Annotated in this window: 18 protein-coding genes; 14 read left to right on the forward strand and 4 right to left on the reverse strand. The window is 71.1% G+C overall.

Features of this window, described 5'->3' with window-relative positions; translation table 11 throughout:
* Window positions 1-47: 47 nt before the first annotated feature.
* Entirely contained in the window at window positions 48-1,100 is a 1,053-nt protein-coding gene (locus AC4BEG_RS20700) for a zinc-binding dehydrogenase (protein ID WP_490701238.1), read from the reverse strand.
* A 222-nt stretch (window positions 1,101-1,322) separates the two neighbouring features.
* Here AC4BEG_RS20700 and hutU point away from each other — a divergent pair, with 222 nt between their 5' ends.
* The 4 genes from hutU to hutI are packed head-to-tail and all read left to right on the forward strand — an operon-like array spanning window position 1,323 to window position 6,830.
* A complete protein-coding gene (gene hutU / locus AC4BEG_RS20705) occupies window positions 1,323-2,987 on the forward strand; it encodes a urocanate hydratase (protein WP_490701239.1) in 1,665 nt (554 codons plus the stop codon).
* 35 nt (window positions 2,988-3,022) lie between these two features.
* On the forward strand, window positions 3,023-4,210 hold the full coding sequence (locus AC4BEG_RS20710; protein ID WP_490707146.1) for an allantoate amidohydrolase: 1,188 nt from the start codon (window positions 3,023-3,025) through the stop codon (window positions 4,208-4,210).
* Complete coding sequence (locus AC4BEG_RS20715) at window positions 4,207-5,586, forward strand: formimidoylglutamate deiminase (RefSeq protein ID WP_490707147.1); 1,380 nt, start codon at window positions 4,207-4,209, stop codon at window positions 5,584-5,586. The genes AC4BEG_RS20710 and AC4BEG_RS20715 overlap by 4 nt, the downstream gene beginning before the upstream one ends.
* A 47-nt stretch (window positions 5,587-5,633) precedes the next feature.
* Window positions 5,634-6,830 (forward strand): imidazolonepropionase, encoded by a 1,197-nt coding sequence (gene hutI, locus AC4BEG_RS20720; protein WP_490701240.1) that lies wholly within the window; start codon window positions 5,634-5,636, stop codon window positions 6,828-6,830.
* An 85-nt stretch (window positions 6,831-6,915) separates the two neighbouring features.
* Here hutI and AC4BEG_RS20725 read toward each other — a convergent pair whose 3' ends face one another.
* Window positions 6,916-7,857, reverse strand: coding sequence for an RNA polymerase sigma factor SigF (locus tag AC4BEG_RS20725; RefSeq protein WP_490701241.1), 942 nt, complete (start codon window positions 7,855-7,857; stop codon window positions 6,916-6,918).
* A 252-nt stretch (window positions 7,858-8,109) separates the two neighbouring features.
* Between AC4BEG_RS20725 and AC4BEG_RS20730 the strand changes: the two genes are divergently transcribed.
* The 6 genes from AC4BEG_RS20730 (at window position 8,110) to AC4BEG_RS20755 (ending at window position 13,750) form a co-directional block, all read left to right on the forward strand.
* On the forward strand, window positions 8,110-8,478 hold the full coding sequence (locus AC4BEG_RS20730; RefSeq protein ID WP_201880873.1) for an STAS domain-containing protein: 369 nt from the start codon (window positions 8,110-8,112) through the stop codon (window positions 8,476-8,478).
* 183 nt (window positions 8,479-8,661) lie between these two features.
* Window positions 8,662-9,171 (forward strand): ATP-binding protein, encoded by a 510-nt coding sequence (locus AC4BEG_RS20735; RefSeq protein WP_490701242.1) that lies wholly within the window; start codon window positions 8,662-8,664, stop codon window positions 9,169-9,171.
* 234 nt (window positions 9,172-9,405) lie between these two features.
* Window positions 9,406-10,212, forward strand: a complete 807-nt coding sequence (locus AC4BEG_RS20740) for an LPXTG cell wall anchor domain-containing protein (RefSeq protein WP_490701243.1) — start codon at window positions 9,406-9,408, stop codon at window positions 10,210-10,212.
* Window positions 10,213-10,260: 48 nt separating this feature from the next.
* Window positions 10,261-11,277, forward strand: a complete 1,017-nt coding sequence (locus AC4BEG_RS20745) for a COG1470 family protein (protein WP_490701244.1) — start codon at window positions 10,261-10,263, stop codon at window positions 11,275-11,277.
* Window positions 11,274-12,332, forward strand: coding sequence for a hypothetical protein (locus AC4BEG_RS20750; protein WP_490701245.1), 1,059 nt, complete (start codon window positions 11,274-11,276; stop codon window positions 12,330-12,332). Before AC4BEG_RS20745 ends, AC4BEG_RS20750 begins: the two co-directional genes overlap by 4 nt.
* The gene (locus AC4BEG_RS20755) at window positions 12,329-13,750 is read left to right on the forward strand and encodes a hypothetical protein (RefSeq protein WP_490701246.1); all 1,422 of its coding nucleotides are present in this window, start codon (window positions 12,329-12,331) and stop codon (window positions 13,748-13,750) included. Before AC4BEG_RS20750 ends, AC4BEG_RS20755 begins: the two co-directional genes overlap by 4 nt.
* 92 nt (window positions 13,751-13,842) lie before the next feature.
* Here AC4BEG_RS20755 and AC4BEG_RS20760 read toward each other — a convergent pair whose 3' ends face one another.
* Window positions 13,843-15,372, reverse strand: a complete 1,530-nt coding sequence (locus AC4BEG_RS20760) for a peptide MFS transporter (RefSeq protein ID WP_490701247.1) — start codon at window positions 15,370-15,372, stop codon at window positions 13,843-13,845.
* A 265-nt stretch (window positions 15,373-15,637) separates the two neighbouring features.
* Between AC4BEG_RS20760 and AC4BEG_RS20765 the strand changes: the two genes are divergently transcribed.
* Window positions 15,638-16,318, forward strand: a complete 681-nt coding sequence (locus AC4BEG_RS20765; protein ID WP_490701248.1) for a response regulator transcription factor — start codon at window positions 15,638-15,640, stop codon at window positions 16,316-16,318.
* A 22-nt stretch (window positions 16,319-16,340) separates the two neighbouring features.
* Window positions 16,341-17,591 (forward strand): ATP-binding protein, encoded by a 1,251-nt coding sequence (locus AC4BEG_RS20770; RefSeq protein ID WP_490701249.1) that lies wholly within the window; start codon window positions 16,341-16,343, stop codon window positions 17,589-17,591.
* A 58-nt stretch (window positions 17,592-17,649) separates the two neighbouring features.
* Here AC4BEG_RS20770 and AC4BEG_RS20775 read toward each other — a convergent pair whose 3' ends face one another.
* On the reverse strand, window positions 17,650-18,177 hold the full coding sequence (locus tag AC4BEG_RS20775; RefSeq protein WP_490701250.1) for a GtrA family protein: 528 nt from the start codon (window positions 18,175-18,177) through the stop codon (window positions 17,650-17,652).
* Window positions 18,178-18,418: 241 nt separating this feature from the next.
* Between AC4BEG_RS20775 and AC4BEG_RS20780 the strand changes: the two genes are divergently transcribed.
* Both AC4BEG_RS20780 and purE read left to right on the forward strand, forming a co-directional pair.
* Window positions 18,419-19,537 (forward strand): 5-(carboxyamino)imidazole ribonucleotide synthase, encoded by a 1,119-nt coding sequence (locus AC4BEG_RS20780; protein WP_490707148.1) that lies wholly within the window; start codon window positions 18,419-18,421, stop codon window positions 19,535-19,537.
* Window positions 19,534-20,058, forward strand: a complete 525-nt coding sequence (gene purE, locus AC4BEG_RS20785; RefSeq protein WP_490701251.1) for a 5-(carboxyamino)imidazole ribonucleotide mutase — start codon at window positions 19,534-19,536, stop codon at window positions 20,056-20,058. The genes AC4BEG_RS20780 and purE overlap by 4 nt, the downstream gene beginning before the upstream one ends.
* Window positions 20,059-20,099 lie beyond the last annotated feature (41 nt).

The following is a 20,099-nucleotide window of genomic DNA, read 5'->3' on the forward strand; positions in this document are numbered from 1 at the left end:
CAGTGGATGCGCTCGCTCCCGGGGCCGTACCGTGGCGCGCCCCGCGGTCACAGCTCCACCAGCACCGCCCCGAGATGCCGTCCTTCGACCAACTCGACCAGCGCGCGCGGCGCTTGGCCGATCCCGGTCAGCCGGGTGTGCGGATAGACGACCGTGCCCTCGCGCAGGGCGCGGCCGAAGGCGCGCGCGTAGTCGGGCCGGGCGTCCTGGTGGTCGTAGCAGCTGATACCGCGCAGGGTGACCCCGCGGGCGATCAGGGCCGGGGTGCTGATCCCGGTGCGGGTCACGAGGCCGTCGGACAGCTGGGCGGCCAGCGCGCCGACGATCGCGAACCGGGCCTTGCGGCGGGCCAGCGCCAGCGCCGCCTGGAGCTGTTCGCCCCCGACGGTGTCCACGAGGACGTCGATGCCGTCGGGGGCCGCCGCCCGCAGCTGCTCCTCGATCGGCCCGGTGCCGTGCCGCAGCACCACCGCGTCGTAGCCCAGCTCCCCGGTCAGCCGGGCGGCCTTCGCGGGTGAGCCGGTGGAGCCGATGACCCGCTCCGCGCCGTGCAGCCGGGCGAACTGCCCGGCCAGTGAGCCCACCCCGCCCGCGGCGCCGGTGACGAACACGGTGTCCCCGCGCCGTACGCCCGCCCCGCGCACCACGCCCAGCCAGGCGGGGAAGCCCTGGGAGAGCTGGGCGGCGGGGTCGGGCAGCCCGTCGCTGTCGATCGGCCGGGCCTCCGCCGCGTCCACGACGGCGTACTCGCGCCAGCCGATGGGGTGCCGCACCAGGGTGCCGGGGGCGGGGCCACCCTCCGGGGCGCTGATCACCTCGCCGACCGCGGGGCCGCGCATCAGCTCGCCGGGTTCGGGCGCCGGAAGCGACCGCGGCAGACCGAGGGCGCTCAGGCCGGCCCGGGGCAGCGGGCGCATCGCGGCGCTGACGCTCATCAGCAGGTTGCGCACCAGCAGCCGGCCGGGTCCGGGAGCGGGCAGCGGGGCGGTCACCACCTCGAAGTGGCCGGTGGTGAGCGTCCCGTCGGACGGCCGGGCGGCGAGGCGCACCGCGCGGTGCGTGGCGGGCGGCGGGACCGGTCCGGCGGCGGGCTGCGACACGGGGGCTCCTCGGCGGTGGTCCGGGCCGGGCGGCGACCCCGTGACGCTAAGTCCTGCGGCGGGCCCCGGAGGTGAGGCCACCGCGCGTCCGCGCCCGAAGGGGCGGTGAACCACCCGGGTGCATGCGGCGGGCCACCGCACGCGGCGCTATTGACTAGTTCTATTCAATGGAGCCAAGATGTGAATATCTCGATCCATTCCCACGGCAGGGAGGCACGTCCCATGTCAGGTCCGCGACCCGTACGGGCACCGCGCGGTACGGAGCTCAGCGCACAGGGGTGGCAGCAGGAAGCCGCCCTCCGGATGCTCCAGAACAACCTCGACCCGGAGGTGGCCGAGCACCCCGACAAGCTGGTCGTCTACGGCGGCACCGGCAAGGCGGCCCGCGACTGGCGCTCGTTCGACGCCATGGTCCGCACCCTGCGGACGCTCAAGCAGGACGAGACGATGCTCGTCCAGTCGGGCCGTCCGGTCGGCGTGATGCAGACCCACGAGTGGGCGCCGCGCGTACTCATCGCCAACTCCAACCTGGTCGGCGACTGGGCCACCTGGGAGGAGTTCCGCCGCCTGGAGGCGCTGGGCCTGACCATGTACGGCCAGATGACCGCGGGCTCGTGGATCTACATCGGCACGCAGGGCATCCTCCAGGGCACCTACGAGACCTTCGCGGCCGTGGCCGAGAAGAAGTTCAACGGCACCCTGGCCGGGACGATCACGCTCACCGCGGGCCTGGGCGGGATGGGCGGCGCCCAGCCCCTCGCCGTCACCATGAACGACGGTGTGGCGATCTGCATCGACTGCGATCCGCGCGCCATCGAGCGCCGGATCGAGCACCGCTATCTCGACGTCCGGGCCGACAGCCTGGACCACGCCCTCCAGCTGGCGACCGAGGCGCGGGACGCCCGCCGTCCGCTGTCGATCGGTGTGCTGGGGAACGCGGCCGAGCTGGTCCCGCAGCTCCTCGCGATGAACGCCCCCATCGACATCGTCACCGACCAGACCAGCGCGCATGACCCGCTGTCGTATCTGCCGGTGGGCGTGGACTTCGACGAGATGGCGTCGTACGCCGCCGAGAAGCCCGCCGACTTCACCCAGCGGGCGCGGGAGTCCATGGCCCGGCATGTCGAGGCCATGGTCGGCTTCATGGACGCGGGGGCCGAGGTCTTCGACTACGGCAACTCCATCCGCGGTGAGGCCAAGCTCGCGGGCTTCGAGCGCGCCTTCGCCTTCCCCGGCTTCGTGCCCGCCTACATCCGCCCGCTGTTCTGCGAGGGCAAGGGCCCGTTCCGCTGGGCCGCGCTGTCCGGCGACCCCAAGGACATCGCCGCCACCGACAGGGCGATCCTGGACCTGTTCCCGGAGAACGAGTCGCTGGCCCGCTGGATCAAGATGGCGGGGGAGCGGGTGCACTTCCAGGGTCTGCCCGCCCGGATCTGCTGGCTGGGCTACGGCGAGCGGGACAAGGCGGGCGAGCGGTTCAACGAGATGGTGGCCGACGGCACCCTCGCCGCCCCGCTGGCCATCGGCCGTGACCACCTCGACTGCGGCTCGGTGGCCTCCCCGTACCGCGAGACCGAGGCCATGCTCGACGGCTCGGACGCCATCGCCGACTGGCCGCTGCTCAACGCCATGGTCAACGTCGCCTCGGGCGCCTCCTGGGTCTCCCTCCACCACGGCGGCGGCGTCGGCATGGGCCGCTCGATCCACGCGGGCCAGGTCACGGTGGCCGACGGCACCGCGCTGGCGGGCGAGAAGATCCGCCGGGTGCTGACCAACGACCCGGGCATGGGCGTGATCCGCCATGTCGACGCGGGCTACGACCGCGCCGACGAGGTGGCGCACGAGCGCGAGGTGCGCGTCCCGATGCGTGAGGAAGGGACGGCGTGACCGCACCCGCAGCCGCGTCCCCGTCGTTCCTGGAGATGTGGCGCGACCTCGCTCCCATCGGCCGGGACGCCACCACCACCGGCTACCGCCGCTACGCCTGGACGGGCGCGGACGCCGACTGCCGCGCCTGGTTCCGCGCCCAGGCGGAGACCCGCGGCCTCACCTACGAGGTGGACCGCAACGGCAACCAGTGGGCCTGGCTCGGCGACCCGGCCGCCGGGGACGCGGTCGTCACCGGCTCCCACCTGGACTCGGTGCCCGACGGGGGTGCCTTTGACGGCCCCCTCGGCGTGGTCTCCTCCTTCGCCGCCCTCGACGAGCTCCGCGCCCGCGGTAAGCACCTCGCCAAACCGCTGGCGATCGTGAACTTCGGCGACGAGGAGGGCGCCCGCTTCGGGCTGGCCTGCGTCGGCTCCCGGCTCACCGCCGGACAGCTCACCGTCGACCAGGCGCATACGCTGCGTGACGCCGACGGGGTCTCGCTGCCGCAGGCCATGGAGCGCGCCGGTTACGACCCGGACGCCATCGGCCCGGACCCCGAGCGGCTGGCCCGGATCGGCGCCTTCGTGGAGCTCCACGTCGAGCAGGGCCGGGCGCTGGCGGACACGAACGACCCGGTGGGCGTGGCCTCGGCGATCTGGCCGCACGGCCGCTGGCGGTTCGACTTCCACGGCGAGGCCAACCACGCCGGGACGACCCGGATCGAGGACCGCCGAGATCCGATGCTCACCTACGCCAACACCGTGCTCGCGGCCCGCAAGAAGGCCCGGCTGGCGGGGGCGCTGGCCACGTTCGGCAAGGTCAGCGTGGAGCCCAACGGGGTCAACGCCATCGCCTCCCTGGTGCGCGGCTGGCTGGACTCACGGGCCGCCGACGAGAAGACCCTCGCCGACGTCGTCGAGGAGGTCGAGCGGGCCGCCGTGGAGCGCGGGCAGCGCGACGGGGTGGAGGTCCGGGTCACCCGGGAGTCCTTCACCCCGGTCGTGGAATTCGCCCATGATCTGCGGGACCGGCTGTCGGGCCTGCTCGGCGGGGTTCCGGTGCTGCCCACCGGCGCCGGGCACGACGCGGGCATTTTGTCCGCGTCGGTTCCGACCGCCATGCTGTTTGTAAGGAACCCCACCGGCGTCTCGCACTCACCCGCGGAGACGGCGGGCGAGGATGACTGCCACGCCGGTGTGGCCGCGCTCGCGCAGGTACTGGAGGGGTTGGCGTGTCACTGACGGCGCAGACGTACTGGGCGGAGTACGCCTGGCTCGGCGGAAGCGTACGGTCGGACGTGGTGATCGTGGCCGCGACGGACGGAAGGATCACCGCGGTGCGGCCCGGCTGCCCCGTGCCGCCCGCGGGCTCGGTCACCCTGCGCGGGCTCACCGTCCCCGGCCTGGCCAACGCGCACAGCCATGCCTTTCACCGGGCGCTGCGCGGCTTCGTCCAGGCCGGGAGCGCGGCGCACGCCCACGATCAGCGGCAGGGCACCCCGGACTCCTTCTGGACCTGGCGCAAGGTGATGTACGAGGTCGCCGACCGGCTCACCCCGGACAGCTACTTCGAACTCGCCCGCGCCGTCTACGCCGAGATGGCCATGGCGGGCATCACCTGCGTGGGGGAGTTCCACTACCTCCACCACGCACCCGGCGGCACCCGCTACAGCGACCCCAATGTGATGGGGGAGGCCCTGATCGCGGCCGCGTCCGAGGCCGGAATCCGTATCACCCTCCTCGACACCTGCTATCTCTCCTCCGGGTTCGGCGCCGAGCCCGACCAGCACCAGCTGCGCTTCTCCGACGGCAGCGCCGACGCCTGGGCCGAGCGGGTCTCCGCGCTCAAGGGCAACGGCAACACCCGGATCGGCGCGGCCATCCACTCGGTGCGGGCCGTCCCCGCCGACCAGTTGGGCACCGTCTCCGGCTGGGCCGAGGAGCGGTCGGCCCCGCTCCACGTCCACCTCTCCGAGCAGACCGCCGAGAACGACGCCTGCGTCGAGGCACACGGCCTCACCCCGACCCGGCTGCTCTCCGACCACGGGGTGCTGGGACCGCGCACCACCGCGGTGCACGCCACCCATCTCACCCCCGGCGACATCCGGCTGCTGGGCCACTCGGCCACCGGGGTGTGCATGTGCCCGACCACCGAACGGGACCTCGCCGACGGCATCGGCCCGGCCGCCGAACTCCAGCGCGCGGGCTCACCGCTGTCGCTGGGCAGCGACAGCCACGCCGTGATCGACATCCTCGAAGAGGCCCGCGCCATGGAGCTGGACGAGCGGCTGCACACTCGCGCCCGCGGCCACTGGACCGCGCCCCAACTGCTGCGCGCCGCAACGGCGGACGGTCATGCGGCGCTCGGCTGGGGCGAGGACGCGGGCCGGATCGAGGTGGGGGCGCTGGCCGACCTCACCACGATCGCGCTGGACTCGGTGCGCACCGCGGGGCCCCAGCCCCGGCTGGGCGCCGAGACGGCCGTATTCGCGGCGACCAGCGCCGATGTCCGGCACACCGTGGTCGGCGGCCGCCATGTCGTACGGGACGGCGCCCATCAGCTCGTCCCGCGCGTGCCCGAGGCGCTGGCCGAGTCCATCGCAGCCCTGCACGGCTGAGCGACAACGGGCCGCTCCGGCGGCCCACGAAGGAGAACATCCCCACGATGACCACCGCGACGGACGCGGCCGCCACGCCCGCGACGACCGCCATCACCCATATCGCCAGCCTCGTCACCAACGACCCCTCCCTCGGTGAAGGCCCCCTCGGTCTGATCCAGGACGCGGCCGTCGTCATCGACGGCGACCGGATCGCCTGGGTCGGTGAGACCAGCAAAGCACCCGCCACCGACAACCGGGTCGACGCGGCCGGACGGGCCGCTCTCCCCGGCTTTGTGGACTCCCACTCCCATGTGGTCTTCGCGGGCGACCGCACGGAGGAGTTCAACGCCCGGATGTCCGGGCGGCCTTACAGCGCGGGCGGGATCCGCACCACCGTGGCCGCCACCCGGACCGCGTCCAACAACGAGCTCAACGCCAATGTCGCCCGCTATGTGATGGAGACTCTGCGGCAGGGCACCACCACCCTGGAGATCAAGTCCGGCTACGGGCTGACCTCCGAGGACGAGTCCCGCGCCCTGTCCATCGCCGCCGCCCACACCGACGAGGTGACCTTCCTGGGCGCCCATGTCGTCGCGCCCGAGTTCGCCGACGACCCGGCCGCGTACGTGGACCTGGTCACCGGCCCGATGCTCGACATGTGCGCCCCGTACGCCCGTTGGGTGGACGTCTTCTGCGAGAAGGGCGCCTTCGACGGCGACCAGGCGCGGGCCGTGCTCACCGCCGGACAGCGGCACGGCCTGATCCCGCGGGTCCACGCCAACCAGCTCTCCCACGGCCCCGGGGTGCAGCTCGCCGTCGAGCTGGGCGCCGCCTCCGCCGACCACTGCACCTATCTGACGGACGAGGACATCGACGCGCTGGCGCACAGCGACACCGTGGCCACCCTGCTGCCGGGCTGCGAGTTCTCCACCCGCTCGCCGTACCCGGACGCGCGCCGGCTGCTGGACGCGGGCGTCACCGTGGCGCTCTCGCCGGACTGCAACCCGGGCTCGTCCTTCACCAGTTCGATGCCGTTCTGCATCGCGCTGGCCGTCCGTGACATGGGGATGACACCGGACGAGGCGGTCTGGGCGGCCACGGAGGGCGGGGCGCGCGCCCTGCGCCGTACCGACGTGGGCCGTATCGCGCCGGGCGCCCGCGCCGATCTGGCGCTGCTGGACGCCCCGTCCCACGTCCACCTCGCCTACCGGCCGGGGGTTCCGCTGGTGTCGGCCGTCTGGCGCGGCGGCACCCTGGTCTGACGTCCCCGGCGGATGCCGACGCCGACGCGAATAAGGACCCGTCCCGGGCTGAGCGGGGGCGGGCCCTTATCCGTCTGCGGCAGCGTCAATCCTCGATCATCAGTCCCTTGCGGAGCCGACGGAGGGTGCGCGACAGCAGCCTGGAGACATGCATCTGGGAGATGCCCAGCTCCTCACCGATCTCCGATTGCGTCATGTTCGCCACGAAGCGCAGCGACAGGATCTTCCGGTCGCGCGGCGGCAGTTCGGCGATCAGCGGCTTCAGGGACTCCATGTACTCGATGCCTTCGAGACCGTGGTCCTCGTAGCCGATCCGGTCCGCCAGGGTGCCCTCGGTGTCGTCCTCCTCGGGCTGGGCGTCCAGCGAGCTGGCGGTGTACGCGTTGCTCGCGGCCATGCCCTCGACGACCTCGCCGGGGGTGATGTCCAGCCGCTCCGCCAACTCCTCGACGGTGGGGGCGCGGTCGAGCCGCTGGGCCAGTTCGTCACCGGCCTTGGCCAGGTCGAGCCGCAGCTCCTGGAGCCGCCTGGGCACGCGCACCGACCAACTGGTGTCCCGGAAGAAGCGCTTGATCTCGCCGACGATGGTCGGCATCGCGAAGGTGGGGAACTCGACGCCGCGGCCGAGCTCGAAGCGGTCTATCGCTTTGATCAGTCCGATGGTGCCGACCTGGACGATGTCCTCCATCGGCTCGCTGCGGGAGCGGAAGCGCGAGGCGGCGAACTTGACCAGGGCCAGGTTCAGCTCGACGAGCGTGTTGCGGACGTACGCGTACTCGTGGGTGCCTTCGTCCAGCACCTCGAGGCGTTCGAAGAGGGTCTTCGAGAGAGCCCGTGCGTCTACCGGGCCAACCGTTTCATACGGGGGTATCTCCGGCAGGTCGGACAATTCCGGCAGTTCATCCAGCGAGGTTCCGGCGCCGGCCTGGACATCCGTGTCGGGAGTGAACTGCTGGGGCACGGTGGTCGACGAGGCGCCGGTACTCCAAGAGGGGTCAGTACGCGATTCGTCGAGCTGGCGGGACATAGTCTCCTCCGTCGTTCTCGGCATATGGCTGCCGATGCCATAACGTGCTGCTCGGGTGAGCGGCGCCTCCAAAGCCGGTCGTGTTCGAGCGGGTCACTACTACGCCTACCCGTATTGGCCATCGTGTGGCAAGTCCACGTTGTCCATATTTGCCGAAGTATGCGAAATGTTCGGCTACCGGAGGGGCGGGTAGAAGGCGTAGGGTTCGATGCGCGCAATCGAAAGCAACGAGACGCCAGAAGAGGTGCGCACATGGACCGCGGGATGGTCGGCAGCGCCAGCAAGGGCCGACTCCAGGTCGAGGTTCGGCACCACGGGGCGAGTGCGGTCGTCACACCAGCGGGTGAGTTGGATCACCACACCGCCGAAGTGCTGCGCGAGCCGCTGGAGAGGTGTGTGGAAGGCGGACGCGCGCGGCTGGTCGTGGACTGCTCCAAGCTGGAGTTCTGCGACTCGACGGGGCTGAATGTCCTCCTGGGTGCCCGCCTCAAGGCCGAGGCCGAGGGTGGTGGGGTCCACCTGGCCGGGATGCAGCCCATCGTTGCCCGCGTGTTCGAGATCACCGGGGCGGAAGCCGTCTTCACGCTGCATGACTCGCTTGATGCAGCGCTTGTTGAGTGATCTACGCCACTCCTGTTCCCGGTGAGTCCTGAGCGGGGCGTCGAGGCGTTGCCCGCGTCACATCACCGGTGTCGAAGAAGTGGGTGTTCTCACGCTTTGGCCGGGCAGGAGACAGGCTGAAACTGTTGAAGAGATCAGGTAACCCTTGTCCCTGAATCGGTGAATCGGTGAGGTGAAGCGCTGATGAGCACCACCCGGCCGTACCCGCCGGGCGACCGCAGCCCGGACCCGGACGGCCCCGCCGCTTCGGCCACCCCACCGGGCGCTCCACCCGCCGGTCGGATCCGCCAGGTTCGCAGGCTCCATCTGATCGGAGCCAGCGGAGCCGTTCCGCGCGCCCGTGACTTCACACGCGAGGCGCTGCGCGACTGGGGCTGGCTGCCGGCCGCGACCGCCGATCAGCGCGCGGCCTCGGAAGATGTGCTGCTCGTCGTCTCCGAACTGGTCACCAACGCCTGTCTGCACGCCGAAGGACCCGAGGAACTGCGCGTCAGCTGCAACGCCAAGGTGCTCCGCCTCGAGGTCGTCGACCTCGGCACGGGTACGCCCGCGCCGCGCACCCCGCACCGTGCCGGGCGCCCCGGCGGCCATGGGATGTTCATCGTCCAACGGCTCTGCCTGGACTGGGGCGTTGTGCGGAACGTGGAAGGCACCGGCAAGACGGTCTGGGCCGAGCTCGCCGCCCCGGCCTGAAGAGCACGGCCCCGGCCCGACTTCCCCCGCGCGCTGAGCGCCCTCGGGACCGGCTGATCCGCCGCGGCCATGCCGCCGCCCCGCGGCCACCCCCGCCGCCCCTGCGGTCACCCCCGCCGCAATCGTGTCCGCGCCCACCCGCTTCACCCGGTCTTGAGCCCCTACGCGCCGATCGGGCGTGCTCTTTGTCTTCCCTCTCCACGGTCCCCGGCGTACTGTCGGCGCCCATCTGATATGCCGTCAGTTCTTTGGCTGCGGCGTTCGACGAGAGGGGATCTCGTGGTGTCCCACACACAACGCCGTACGGCCGGACGCGGCGGCGCCCTCGCCCTCGCCGCGGCCCTGGCCGGTTCCGCGGTCTTCCTCGGTGCCCCGTCCGCCCACGCCACCACCGTTGATGTCGACTACAAGTGCAAGACGCCGATCGGCGACAAGAGCGCGGTGTCGCCCATCGACATCAAGAGCGTGAAGAGCGGCAGCGGCTACAAGCTCACCATGTCCTTCGAGAAGGGTGTCTCCTCCAGCCCGGTCGAACTCGGCAAGGGCGCCATGCACCCCAACGCGCTCATCAAGCTGGGCGGCGCGGAGACCGGGACGGTGTCGGTCGCGGGGCCCGCCAACGACAAGGCGATCCCCGCCAACACCCCGATCAAGATCCGTGATCTGTCGGGCACCTACACGCCGAAGAAGAGCGGCAAGGTCACCTTCACCGCCTCCACCCTCACCATCAAGGCCCTGGGTACGACCACCACCTGCACCCCCGGCAACAACCCGAAGCCCTCGCTGACGCTGGACGTCACGAGCTCGGGCGGCTCCGGCTCGGGCGGCTCAGGCTCCGGTGGCGGAAGTGGATCCTCCGGCGGCAGCGACAACGGAGGGACCGGCGGCACAAGCAGCTCCGGCTCCGGCGGCGGCTCCCAGCTTCCGCAGACCGGACCGGCCGACTCCGCCATCGCGCTCGGCACCCTCGGCGGCACCGTGCTGCTCACCGGGATGGCCGGGGCCCTCTGGCTGAGCCGGCGCCGCCACCAGACGCACTAGGCCCCGCCCGGCCGGGCCGCACGAGGACGAGCACCCAAGGAGCCGCCGATGCCGTCTGGTACCCACACCGTCGTCCGCGTCCGCACCCGCGCCGCCGCGCTACTGACCGCCCCTCTGCTGACCCTCGCGCTCTTCCCCACGGCAGCGGCCACCGCGGCCACCGCGGCCCCCGCCGGGCCCGGGGGACACAGCTGGTCGGCGGCGCCCGCGCCCGGCGGTGGAAACGCGCCGGGCGCGGGCGACCGGGCCTACTTCTATCTGGAGGGCGGCCCCGGCACCGTCCTCCACGACACCCTCGCGGTCACCAACGAGAGCACCCGGCCCCGCACCGTCCGGCTGCGCGGCACCGGCGGCATCCGGGTCTCACTCGCCGAGCACACCGTGAAGGTGCCGCCCCGCACCCGCGCCGATGTCCCGCTCACCGTCACCGTCCCCGCCGACGCGGCACCCGGCGAGCGCTCCGGCGCGGTCCGGGTCTCCGGCGGCGGCCGCGAGATCGCGGTACGGACTCATCTGCGGGTCAACGGGCCCACCATGACGGCGCTCTCCGTGGAGGACGTCCGCGTCGAGCGGCACGGCGACGTGGCGGCCATCCGTTACGCCCTGGTCAACCGCGGCACCACCGCGCTCACTCCACGGCTCGCGGTACGCGCCGAGGGGCTCTTCGGCGCGGTGCTGCGCCGGGACGCCCGCACGCTGCCCGTCGAACTGGCCCCCGGCCGCCGGGTGCGGCTCACCGAGAAGTGGCCCGATCCGCCTCCCGTCGACCGGGTGGCGGTGAAACTCACGGTCACCGCGGGCGGCGGAGCGTACGACGCGGCGTCCACCACCTACACCGCCGTACCGCTGTGGCTGCTCGTCCCGGCGGCGGTCGGGGCACTGGGCGCGGGCACCGGCGCGGGCGCGTGGCTGTGGCGGCGACGACGGCGCGTACCGGAAGCGGCCGTACCGGAAGCGGCCGTACCGGAAGCGGCCCTACCGGAGTCGACGGCACCGGAGTCGGCCGCACCGGAGCCGGAAGCCGCCGTCGCGGGGGCGGGAGCGGGGGCAGGAGCGGAGGAATGAAACAGCATCGCGCACGACCGACGCTCGTGGTCCTCGCCCTGCTCCTCGGCACCCTCGTCGTACCGTTCACCGGCCGTGCCACCGCGGCCTCCGACGGACCGACCGTCGCGGTCTCCCGGCGAGAGGCGGGCACCGGCGGCTCGATCACCGTGACCGGTCACGGCTGGCGGCCGAAGGCGCTGCTCACTCTGCTCATCTGCGGACAGAACATGATCGGCGGCACCAACTCCTGCGCCAATTCCGACGGCAGGGCGGTCACCACCGGGAAGGACGGAACCTTCCGACGAAAACTGCCGGTCGCCGATCCGCCCAAGCCCTGCCCCTGCGTCGTCCATGCCGCGACCGTCACCGGTGAAGCCGCCTCCGCCGACGCGGAGTTCCGCGTCGCCGGACATCCGGTGAAGCCCCTGCCGAAGGAGCGCACCGGCGGTGAACGGCTCAGCGTCCTCTCGGCGCGGCTGGACGGTTCGAGCGGGGTGCTGACCTGGTTCGGTGCGCCCCCGAGCCGGAAGCTCGTGGTCACGGTCGCCAATCTCGGCTCGACTCCGGCCCGCGACCCGGTCTTCCGGGTGGGTGCCTCGCACGGTGTCTTCGCGCCCTCGTGGGAGGAGCGGCAGTGGCGGGGGACCATCAAGCCGGGGAAGAAGGCCCAGGTCAAGCTGGAGGTCGAACTGTCGGCCGGGGCCCATGGCGACTATGTCGTCTCGCTGAAGTACGGCAGCAAGCTGCTGGTCGAGCAGCCGTGGACGGTCGCGCGGCCGTGGGGCGTCACGCTCTTCTGGATCCTGCTCTGTGTGGTGATCCCGGCGGCGGTCTTCCGGATCGGTATGGCCGTCGTGGACAAGGTGCGGCCGCGTCCGGCGACGGCGGGCGCCCACGCCCGCACCCGCCGCTCCCGTACCCACGGCACCCGCGCCGACCCTGCCCGTACCGGCCGCTCCGGCGACGATCCGTCCCTGCCCTGGTTCACCCCGGACACGCTGCCGGGGTCGCAGACGCAACACCCTTCCGCACCGTCCGAGAACGACCGACCGACCCCGAAAGGATCGACGTGAGTACGCAACGAAGAGTAGGCGCGGCCACCGCCGCGCTGGTGCTCGGCGGTGCGGGCGTGCTGTTCGGCGCAAGCACCGCACACGGCGCCGAGGTCTCGTACAAGACCGAGTGCCTGCCGCCGCCGATCTCCGGTATGCCGCCGGTGCGGGGCACCACGACCGTGGACGTACAGGCCCCGGCCACGGCCAAGGTCGGCGACGAGGTCGAGGTGGTGTGGAAGACGGTGCAGGCCGCTTCCAAGAACCCGCCCATCCTCGATCTGGAGAAGGACACCGTGAAGCCCACCGGCACCATCACGGTGGGCGGGGCGCAGACCGGCGATCTGGCGATGGAGGGGGCGCGGGAGAATCCGCCGATCCCCAAGGACAGTCCGATGAAGCTGTCCGACATGAAGGCCAAGCTGAAGCTGACGAAGGCCGGGGAGGTGACGCTGACGCCCGGCGCGTACAACATCAACGTCAGCAAGCCGATCTCCACGGACACCAAGTGCTCGGCCAAGGAGACGGTCAAGGCCGCCGCCACCATCAAGGTGACGGACGGCGGCGGCTCCACCACGGGCGGAACCACGACCGGTGGCACGACGACCGGCGGTACGACCACCGGTGGCACCACGGGGGGTACGACCACGGGCGGGACCACGACCGGTGGCACGACGACCGGCGGGACCACCACGGGCGGGACCACCACCGGCGGCTCCACGACCGGTGGTTCGACGACCGGCGGCGGTGGCGGCGGGGGCGACACCCAGACCGGTAAGCAGGTGGACGTCGACTACAAGTGCAAGACCCCCATCGGCGACAAGGAAGCCACTTCCCCGGTCCAGATCAACGCCACCAAGAAGGGCGGGAACTTCGACCTCACCGTGAAGTTCGGCAAGTCCGTGATGAACAGCCCGGCCGACATCCCCGCCAACTCCGTCAAGCCCTCGATGGCGGTGAAGGTCGGCGGTGCCGACAAGGGCACGGTCGCCGTGGAGGGGCCGACCAACAAGGGGCCCATCAAGTCCGGTGAACCGATCGAGATTCCGGACCTCACCGGCACCTACAAGCCGGGCGCCGGCGGCAAGTCGACGCTCACCCCGGGTGTGCTGACGGTCAAGGCGCTCGGTACGACCACCACCTGCACCCCGGTCAAGGACCCCGGCGCCTCGCTGGAGCTGGACACCACGGCCCAGCCCGGCGGTACGTCCGGTGGCACCTCCGGCGGTTCCGGTGGGACCTCGGGCGGCACCTCGGGCGGTACGTCCGGTGGCACCGGCGGCAGTTCGTCCGGCGGCACCAGCGGCGGGCTGGCCGAGACCGGTGCGAGCGACCACGGCGGGCTGAAGGCGCTCGCCCTGATCGCCGGTACCTCCGTCCTGCTGGGCGGCGCGGTCTTCACCCTCACCCCGTGGCGCAAGCTGCGCGGCACCCGCTGACCGGATCCCGCGAACGGCTGAGGGGAACGGCTGAGGGGCCCGGCGCGGTCGTTCCGCGCCGGGCCCCTCACACCATGGGCCGTGAAACGGCCTCAGCGCACGTCGGCCATGAGGGCCACGATCTTCTTGCGGTACATGAAGACCGCGAATCCGGCCAGCGCCGCGAGGCTCGCCTCCAGCGCGATCACGCCTGTGCCGCTCATGTCGACACCCGCGATGGACAGCAGGCCCGTGATGCAGTCACCGGCGGTCACCGCGAGGAACCACACACCCATCATCTGACTCGCGTACTTCTCCGGAGCCATCTTGGTGGTCACCGACAGGCCGACCGGCGAGAGGCACAGCTCACCCATCGTCTGGATCATGTAGATCGACACCAGCCACATCGGGCTGACGGTGCTGCCGTCCGAGGCCATCGCCATCGGCACCACGAAGACGAAGAAGGACGCGCCGATCAGGACCAGGGCCAGCGAGAACTTCACCGTGGTGTTGGGCTCCCGGTCGCGCCGGGCCAGCCACAGCCACAGCCAGGCGAAGACCGGGGCGAGGGCCATCACCCACAGCGGGTTCACCGACTGGAACCACGAGGACGGGAAGTGCAGCCCGAAGATGTTGTCGGCGGTCTTCTTCTCGGCGAAGGCGGACATCGTGGAGCCGCCCTGGTCAAAGATCATCCAGAACACGGCCGCGGCCACGAAGAACCAGATGTAGCCGCTGACCTTGGTCTGCTCGACGGCCGACAGCTCCCGGTCGAGCTTGATCCGGATCAGCACGCCGGTGGGGATGATCAGTCCCAGGAGGGTGATCGGGACCAGGGCCCAGTTCAGCGTCCAGTTGCCGCTGAGGACCACCGCGCCGTAGAAGACCGTGGCCACGATCAGCCAGATCAGGCCCTTGCGCAGCCAGGCCCGGCGCTCCTCGGCCGCCAGCGGCGTCGGTACGACACTGCTCTGCGGGCTGAGGTGGCGGGTGCCGATCAGGAACTGCGCCAGGCCCAGCGCCATGCCGAGCGCGGCGAGCGCGAAGCCCAGGTGCCAGTTGTAGCTCTGGCCGACGGTGCCGATCACCAGCGGAGCGGCGAAGCCACCCACGTTGATGCCGATGTAGAAGATGGTGAAGCCGCCGTCCCGGCGCGGGTCCTGGGGACCGTCGTAGAGCTGGCCGACCATCGTGGAGATGTTGGCCTTCAGCAGCCCCGACCCCAGGGCGACCAGGGCGAGACCGGCGAAGAAGGGCCCCTCACCGGGTACGGCGAGCGCCAGATGGCCCGTCATGATCACACCGGCGGCGATGGCCACCGTCCGCCGCGGGCCCCAGACCCGGTCGCCGAACCAGCCGCCGGGCATGGCCAGTAGATAGACCAGCGCCAGATAGACCGAGTAGATGGCAACCGCGTTGACCTCGGTCATCGCGAGGCCACCGCCCTGACTGCCCTTCTTGGCATCCGGGCCGCCGGAGATCAGATAGACGACGAGCAGGGCTCTCATGCCGTAGTAGCTGAAGCGTTCCCACATCTCGGTCATGAAGAGAGTGGCGAGGCCACGCGGGTGGCCGAAGAAGGTCTTGCCACCGCTGGCAGGGGTTCCCTGCGCGGTGGCGCCCTTCGTGAGGCTGGACGCCATGGGGGGTTCCTTGTGTGGTCAGGAGGCGCTCGGTGGTCAGTTCGGTCGCCCTGTCCGGCTCAGGACACGACAGAGACCTTCGGCGGCGCGTAGCGGCCAAAGGTCCCCGAAAGAGCTGCAAACGATCGTTCACTCTACACACGCTCCCCCCACCCCCCGGAGGGGATGAGACATACGTCACGCAAGGGGTGCGCAACCCTCCGTGCCCCGGCTGTAGCCCCGTGCGCGCCCCCTGCTCCGACCTCGGCGGACTACCATCACCCCCATGACCCGAGTACTGCTCGCCGAGGATGACGCATCCATCTCGGAGCCGCTCGCACGCGCCCTGCGCCGTGAGGGGTACGAAGTCGAGGTGCGGGAGGACGGACCCACCGCGCTCGACGCCGGGCTGCAAGGGGGTATCGATCTGATTGTCCTCGACCTCGGCCTGCCGGGGATGGACGGTCTCGAAGTCTGCCGCCGGCTGCGCACCGAGGGTCATGGCTTCCCGGTTCTGGTGCTCACCGCCCGCGCGGACGAGGTGGACACGGTGGTCGGGCTGGACGCGGGCGCCGACGACTATGTGACCAAGCCCTTCCGCCTCGCCGAACTGCTCGCCCGGGTCCGGGCGCTGCTGCGGCGCGGCGCGGTCGAGACCCCGGCGCAGGCGCCGTCCACCCACGGGGTGCGGATCGATGTGGAGTCGCACCGTGCCTGGATGGGGGACGAGGAGCTCCAGCTCACGGCGAAGGAGTTCGACCTGCTGCGCGTCCTGGTCCGGGACGCCGGCCGGGTTGTCACCCGCGACCAGTTGATGCGCGAGGTGTGGGACACCACGTGGTGGTCCTCGACCAAGACCCTCGACATGCATATCTCCTGGCTGCGCAAGAAGCTCGGGGACGACGCCGCCAACCCCCGCTATATCGCCACCGTCCGGGGCGTCGGCTTCCGTTTCGAGAAGAGCTGATGGTGGCTGAGACGGTAGGACCATGCGCCGTCGGCTGATCAACTCCACCCTCGCCGTGGTGCTCGTTGTCATCGCGGTCTTCGGTCTTTCGCTGCTCGTCGTGGAGACGCGGACCATCGAGAACAGCGCCCAGGAGAGCGTGAGCTCCGATGCGGTGCGGCTGGTCAGCATCGTCGACGGCAGACTGCTGGGCGGTGAGGGCGTCACCGCCAAGGTGCTGCGCGAGCAGATCGAGCCCGGCCGCTACGCCGTGATCAGGATCCCGGACCACCCCACGGTGGAGATCGGCAAGCGGCCCGGCGGCAGCGTCATCTCTTCCGAGGAGAAGGGCGAGCAGGGCGAAGTGGTGCGGGTCGAGGAGTCCCGCTCCACAGTGAGCCGGGAGATCGGCCGCACCGTGCTGATCATCCTGGCGGTGGCGCTGCTCGCGGTGCTCGCCGCCGTGCTGCTCGCCGTACGGCAGGCCCGGCGGCTCTCCGCCCCGCTCACCGATCTCGCCGAGACCGCAGAGCGGCTGGGCTCGGGCGACCCCCGGCCGCGCCATCGCCGTTACGGGGTGCCGGAGCTGGACCGGGTCGCCGATGTGCTGGACTCCAGCGCCGAGCGCATCGCCCGGATGCTCACCGCCGAGCGGCGGCTGGCCGCCGACGCCTCGCACCAGCTGCGGACCCCGCTGACGGCGCTGTCCATGCGGCTGGAGGAGATCACGGTCAATGACGACCCGGAGACGATCAAGGAGGAGGCCACCATCGCGCTGAGCCAGGTCGAGCGGCTCACCGATGTGGTGCAGCGGCTGCTGACCAACTCCCGTGATCCGCGCAGCGGCTCCGCGGTCGCCTTCGATCTCGACGAGGTGGTCAAGCAGCAGATCGAGGAGTGGCGCCCGGCCTCCCGCAGCGAGGGCCGCGCCATCGTGCGCTCGGGCAAGAAGGGGCTGCGGGCGGTCGGCACCCCGGGCGCGGTCGCCCAGGTGCTGGCCACCCTGATCGAGAACTCACTGATGCACGGGGACGGCACGGTCGCCCTGCGTACCCGGGTCACCGGCAATCAGGCCGTGGTCGAGGTCTCCGACGAGGGTCCTGGCGTCTCCCCCGACCTCGGCGCGCGGGTCTTCGAGCGGACGGTCAGCGGACGGAACTCCACCGGGCTCGGGCTCGCGGTCGCCCGCGACCTGGCCGAGGCCGACGGCGGACGGCTGGAGCTGCTGCAACAGCATCCACCGGTTTTCGCGCTCTTCCTCAGCCGCGAGGCCGAGGACCAGGGCGAATCCTGACCGCCCGGTCAGGGCTGCTCGCCGCGGTGTGCGGACCGCTGACGTCCGGGCTGACTGACTACTTCCGGACCGGCTGCTTGCGGGTGGTCTGGGCGGGCGGTGCCCCGGAAAGAAAGGATTCCGCGCTCTCGACGGTCCCCCGGGCGGGCATCGCCCGGAACACCCAGGTCCGGTAGGACCAGAAGCGGAAGAGGGTGGCCACTCCGATGCCGAGGAACTTGAACACATTGCTCTGGAGCTGGCTGTCCCAGCCGAAGCCGTAGGTGGCCGTGTAGAGCACACCGTTCTCGATGATCAGGCCGATCGCGCTGAACAGCAGGAAGAGGCTGAGCTCCTTGGTGCGCCCCTGCTTGTCCCGGTCCCGGTAGGTGAAGTAGCGGTATCCCAGGTAATTGAAGCCGGTCGCCACCACCGTGGCCACGATGCTGGCCCGCACCACGGGAAGATCGGTGAGGTGCCGGACCAGGTTGAACACCGCGAGATTGACGAAGACGCCGGCCCCGCCGACCACCCCGAACTTCGCGATCTCGCGGGAGAGTTGCCCCACTTGGGCGCGTAGCCCGCCGAGTGTGCGCCGTTCGCTCATGGTGATCGTTCAGCCCCGTCCGTCGGCTTTGTCAACAGACCCCCCATGCTAACCAGCGGCCCGGCGGCCCGCCTGCGGGAGCCTCCGGACGGAATCTTTCTCACAGTCTTCGTACGAGCCCGTTATCCGGCCGCGTCCGGTGCGGCCGAGCGCGGGGCCTTGGAGGATCGTCCAGGGGCACCCCCGGGGCGGCCCCGGGCGGGGCAGCTACTCTGGGAGAGTGACATTCCCGGTAGTCGGCATGGTCGGCGGCGGTCAGCTCGCCCGTATGACCCATGAGGCGGGCATCCCCCTCGGTATCAGGTTCAAGCTGCTCAGCGACACTCCTCAGGACTCGGCAGCCCAGGTGGTCAGCGATGTGGTCATCGGTGACTACCGCGACCTCGAGACCCTTCGTGCGTTCGCACAAGGCTGCGATGTGATCACCTTCGATCATGAGCATGTCCCGGCGGAGCATCTGCGGACCCTCGAGGCGGACGGGGTGGTCATCCGCCCCGGGGTCGAGGCACTGCTCCATGCCCAGGACAAGGGCGTGATGCGGGAGCGGCTGCGCGCGGCCGGGGTGCCCTGTCCCCGCCATCGCATCGTGACGGATCCCACGGACGTGGCGCGGTTCGCCGAGGAGGGCGACGGCTTCCCCGTCGTCCTCAAGACGGTGCGCGGTGGCTACGACGGCAAGGGCGTATGGGTGGTCCGCGACGCCGCGGACGCGGCCGATCCGTTCCGCGCCGGGGTGCCCGTCCTCGCCGAGGAGATGGTCGACTTCAGCCGAGAGCTGGCGGCCAATGTGGTGAGGTCCCCGCACGGTCAGGCGGTGGCCTACCCCGTGGTGGAGTCCATCCAGGTCGACGGGGTGTGCGACACGGTGATCGCCCCCGCCCCCGGACTGTCCGGCGAGCTGTCCGCCCAGGCCCAGGAGCTGGCCCTGCGGATCGCGTCCGAGCTGGGCGTCGTCGGGCATCTGGCGGTGGAGCTCTTCGAGACCCGGGACGGGCGGCTGCTGGTCAACGAGCTGGCGATGCGCCCGCACAACTCCGGCCACTGGACCCAGGACGGCGCCGTCACCTCGCAGTTCGCCAACCATGTGCGCGCCGTGCTCGACCTTCCGCTCGGCGATCCGCGCCCGCGGGCGCGGTGGACCGTGATGACCAATGTCCTCGGCGGCGACTTCCCCGACATGTACGGGGCGTATCTCCATTGCATGGCGCGCGATCCAGGGCTGAAGATCCATATGTACGGCAAGGACGTGAAGCCCGGACGCAAGGTCGGTCACGTCAACACCTATGGCGACGATCTGGCCGACGTGCGTGAGCGCGGCCGCCACGCCGCCGACTACCTCAGAGGGACCATCACCGAATGAGCGCTCCCGCGATCGGCATCGTCATGGGGTCGGACTCCGACTGGCCCGTCATGGAAGAGGCGGCCAAGGCTCTCGACGAGTTCGAGATCCCGTACGAGGTGGATGTGGTCTCCGCCCACCGGATGCCGCACGAGATGGTCGCGTACGGGGAGAACGCGGCACCCCGCGGCCTCAAGGCGATCATCGCGGGCGCGGGCGGCGCCGCCCATCTGCCGGGCATGCTGGCCTCGGTCACCCCGCTTCCGGTGATCGGCGTTCCCGTGCCGCTGAAGTACCTGGACGGGATGGACTCGCTGCTCTCCATCGTGCAGATGCCGGCCGGGGTGCCGGTGGCCACGGTCTCGGTCGGCGGTGCCCGTAACGCCGGACTGCTGGCCGCCCGGATCCTGGCCGCCCATGACGCCGAGCTCCAGGGCCGGATGCGGGAGTTCCAGGAGGAGCTGAACCAGCAGGCCACGGAGAAGGGCAAGCGGCTGCGGGCCAAGGTGAACGGGGCGGGCTCCTTCGGCTTCGGCAAGTGATCAACACTTGATCGGCACCTGATCAGCTGCCGATCTGATGA

Source organism: Streptomyces sp. JLBJ103 (genome assembly GCF_058215575.1).

Excerpts from the sequence above, each read along its gene's own strand:
- hutU (WP_490701239.1), top strand. The coding sequence starts at position 1,323 with ATGTCAGGTCCGCGACCCGTACGGGCACCGCGCGGTACGGAGCTCAGC.
- AC4BEG_RS20710 (WP_490707146.1), top strand. The coding sequence starts at position 3,023 with ATGTGGCGCGACCTCGCTCCCATCGGCCGGGACGCCACCACCACCGGC.
- hutI (WP_490701240.1), top strand. The coding sequence starts at position 5,634 with ATGACCACCGCGACGGACGCGGCCGCCACGCCCGCGACGACCGCCATC.
- AC4BEG_RS20725 (WP_490701241.1), bottom strand. The coding sequence starts at position 7,857 with ATGTCCCGCCAGCTCGACGAATCGCGTACTGACCCCTCTTGGAGTACC.
- AC4BEG_RS20730 (WP_201880873.1), top strand. The coding sequence starts at position 8,110 with ATGGACCGCGGGATGGTCGGCAGCGCCAGCAAGGGCCGACTCCAGGTC.
- AC4BEG_RS20735 (WP_490701242.1), top strand. The coding sequence starts at position 8,662 with ATGAGCACCACCCGGCCGTACCCGCCGGGCGACCGCAGCCCGGACCCG.
- AC4BEG_RS20740 (WP_490701243.1), top strand. The coding sequence starts at position 9,406 with ATGCCGTCAGTTCTTTGGCTGCGGCGTTCGACGAGAGGGGATCTCGTG.
- AC4BEG_RS20745 (WP_490701244.1), top strand. The coding sequence starts at position 10,261 with ATGCCGTCTGGTACCCACACCGTCGTCCGCGTCCGCACCCGCGCCGCC.
- AC4BEG_RS20750 (WP_490701245.1), top strand. The coding sequence starts at position 11,274 with ATGAAACAGCATCGCGCACGACCGACGCTCGTGGTCCTCGCCCTGCTC.
- AC4BEG_RS20760 (WP_490701247.1), bottom strand. The coding sequence starts at position 15,372 with ATGGCGTCCAGCCTCACGAAGGGCGCCACCGCGCAGGGAACCCCTGCC.
- AC4BEG_RS20765 (WP_490701248.1), top strand. The coding sequence starts at position 15,638 with ATGACCCGAGTACTGCTCGCCGAGGATGACGCATCCATCTCGGAGCCG.
- AC4BEG_RS20770 (WP_490701249.1), top strand. The coding sequence starts at position 16,341 with ATGCGCCGTCGGCTGATCAACTCCACCCTCGCCGTGGTGCTCGTTGTC.
- AC4BEG_RS20775 (WP_490701250.1), bottom strand. The coding sequence starts at position 18,177 with ATGAGCGAACGGCGCACACTCGGCGGGCTACGCGCCCAAGTGGGGCAA.
- AC4BEG_RS20780 (WP_490707148.1), top strand. The coding sequence starts at position 18,419 with ATGGTCGGCGGCGGTCAGCTCGCCCGTATGACCCATGAGGCGGGCATC.
- purE (WP_490701251.1), top strand. The coding sequence starts at position 19,534 with ATGAGCGCTCCCGCGATCGGCATCGTCATGGGGTCGGACTCCGACTGG.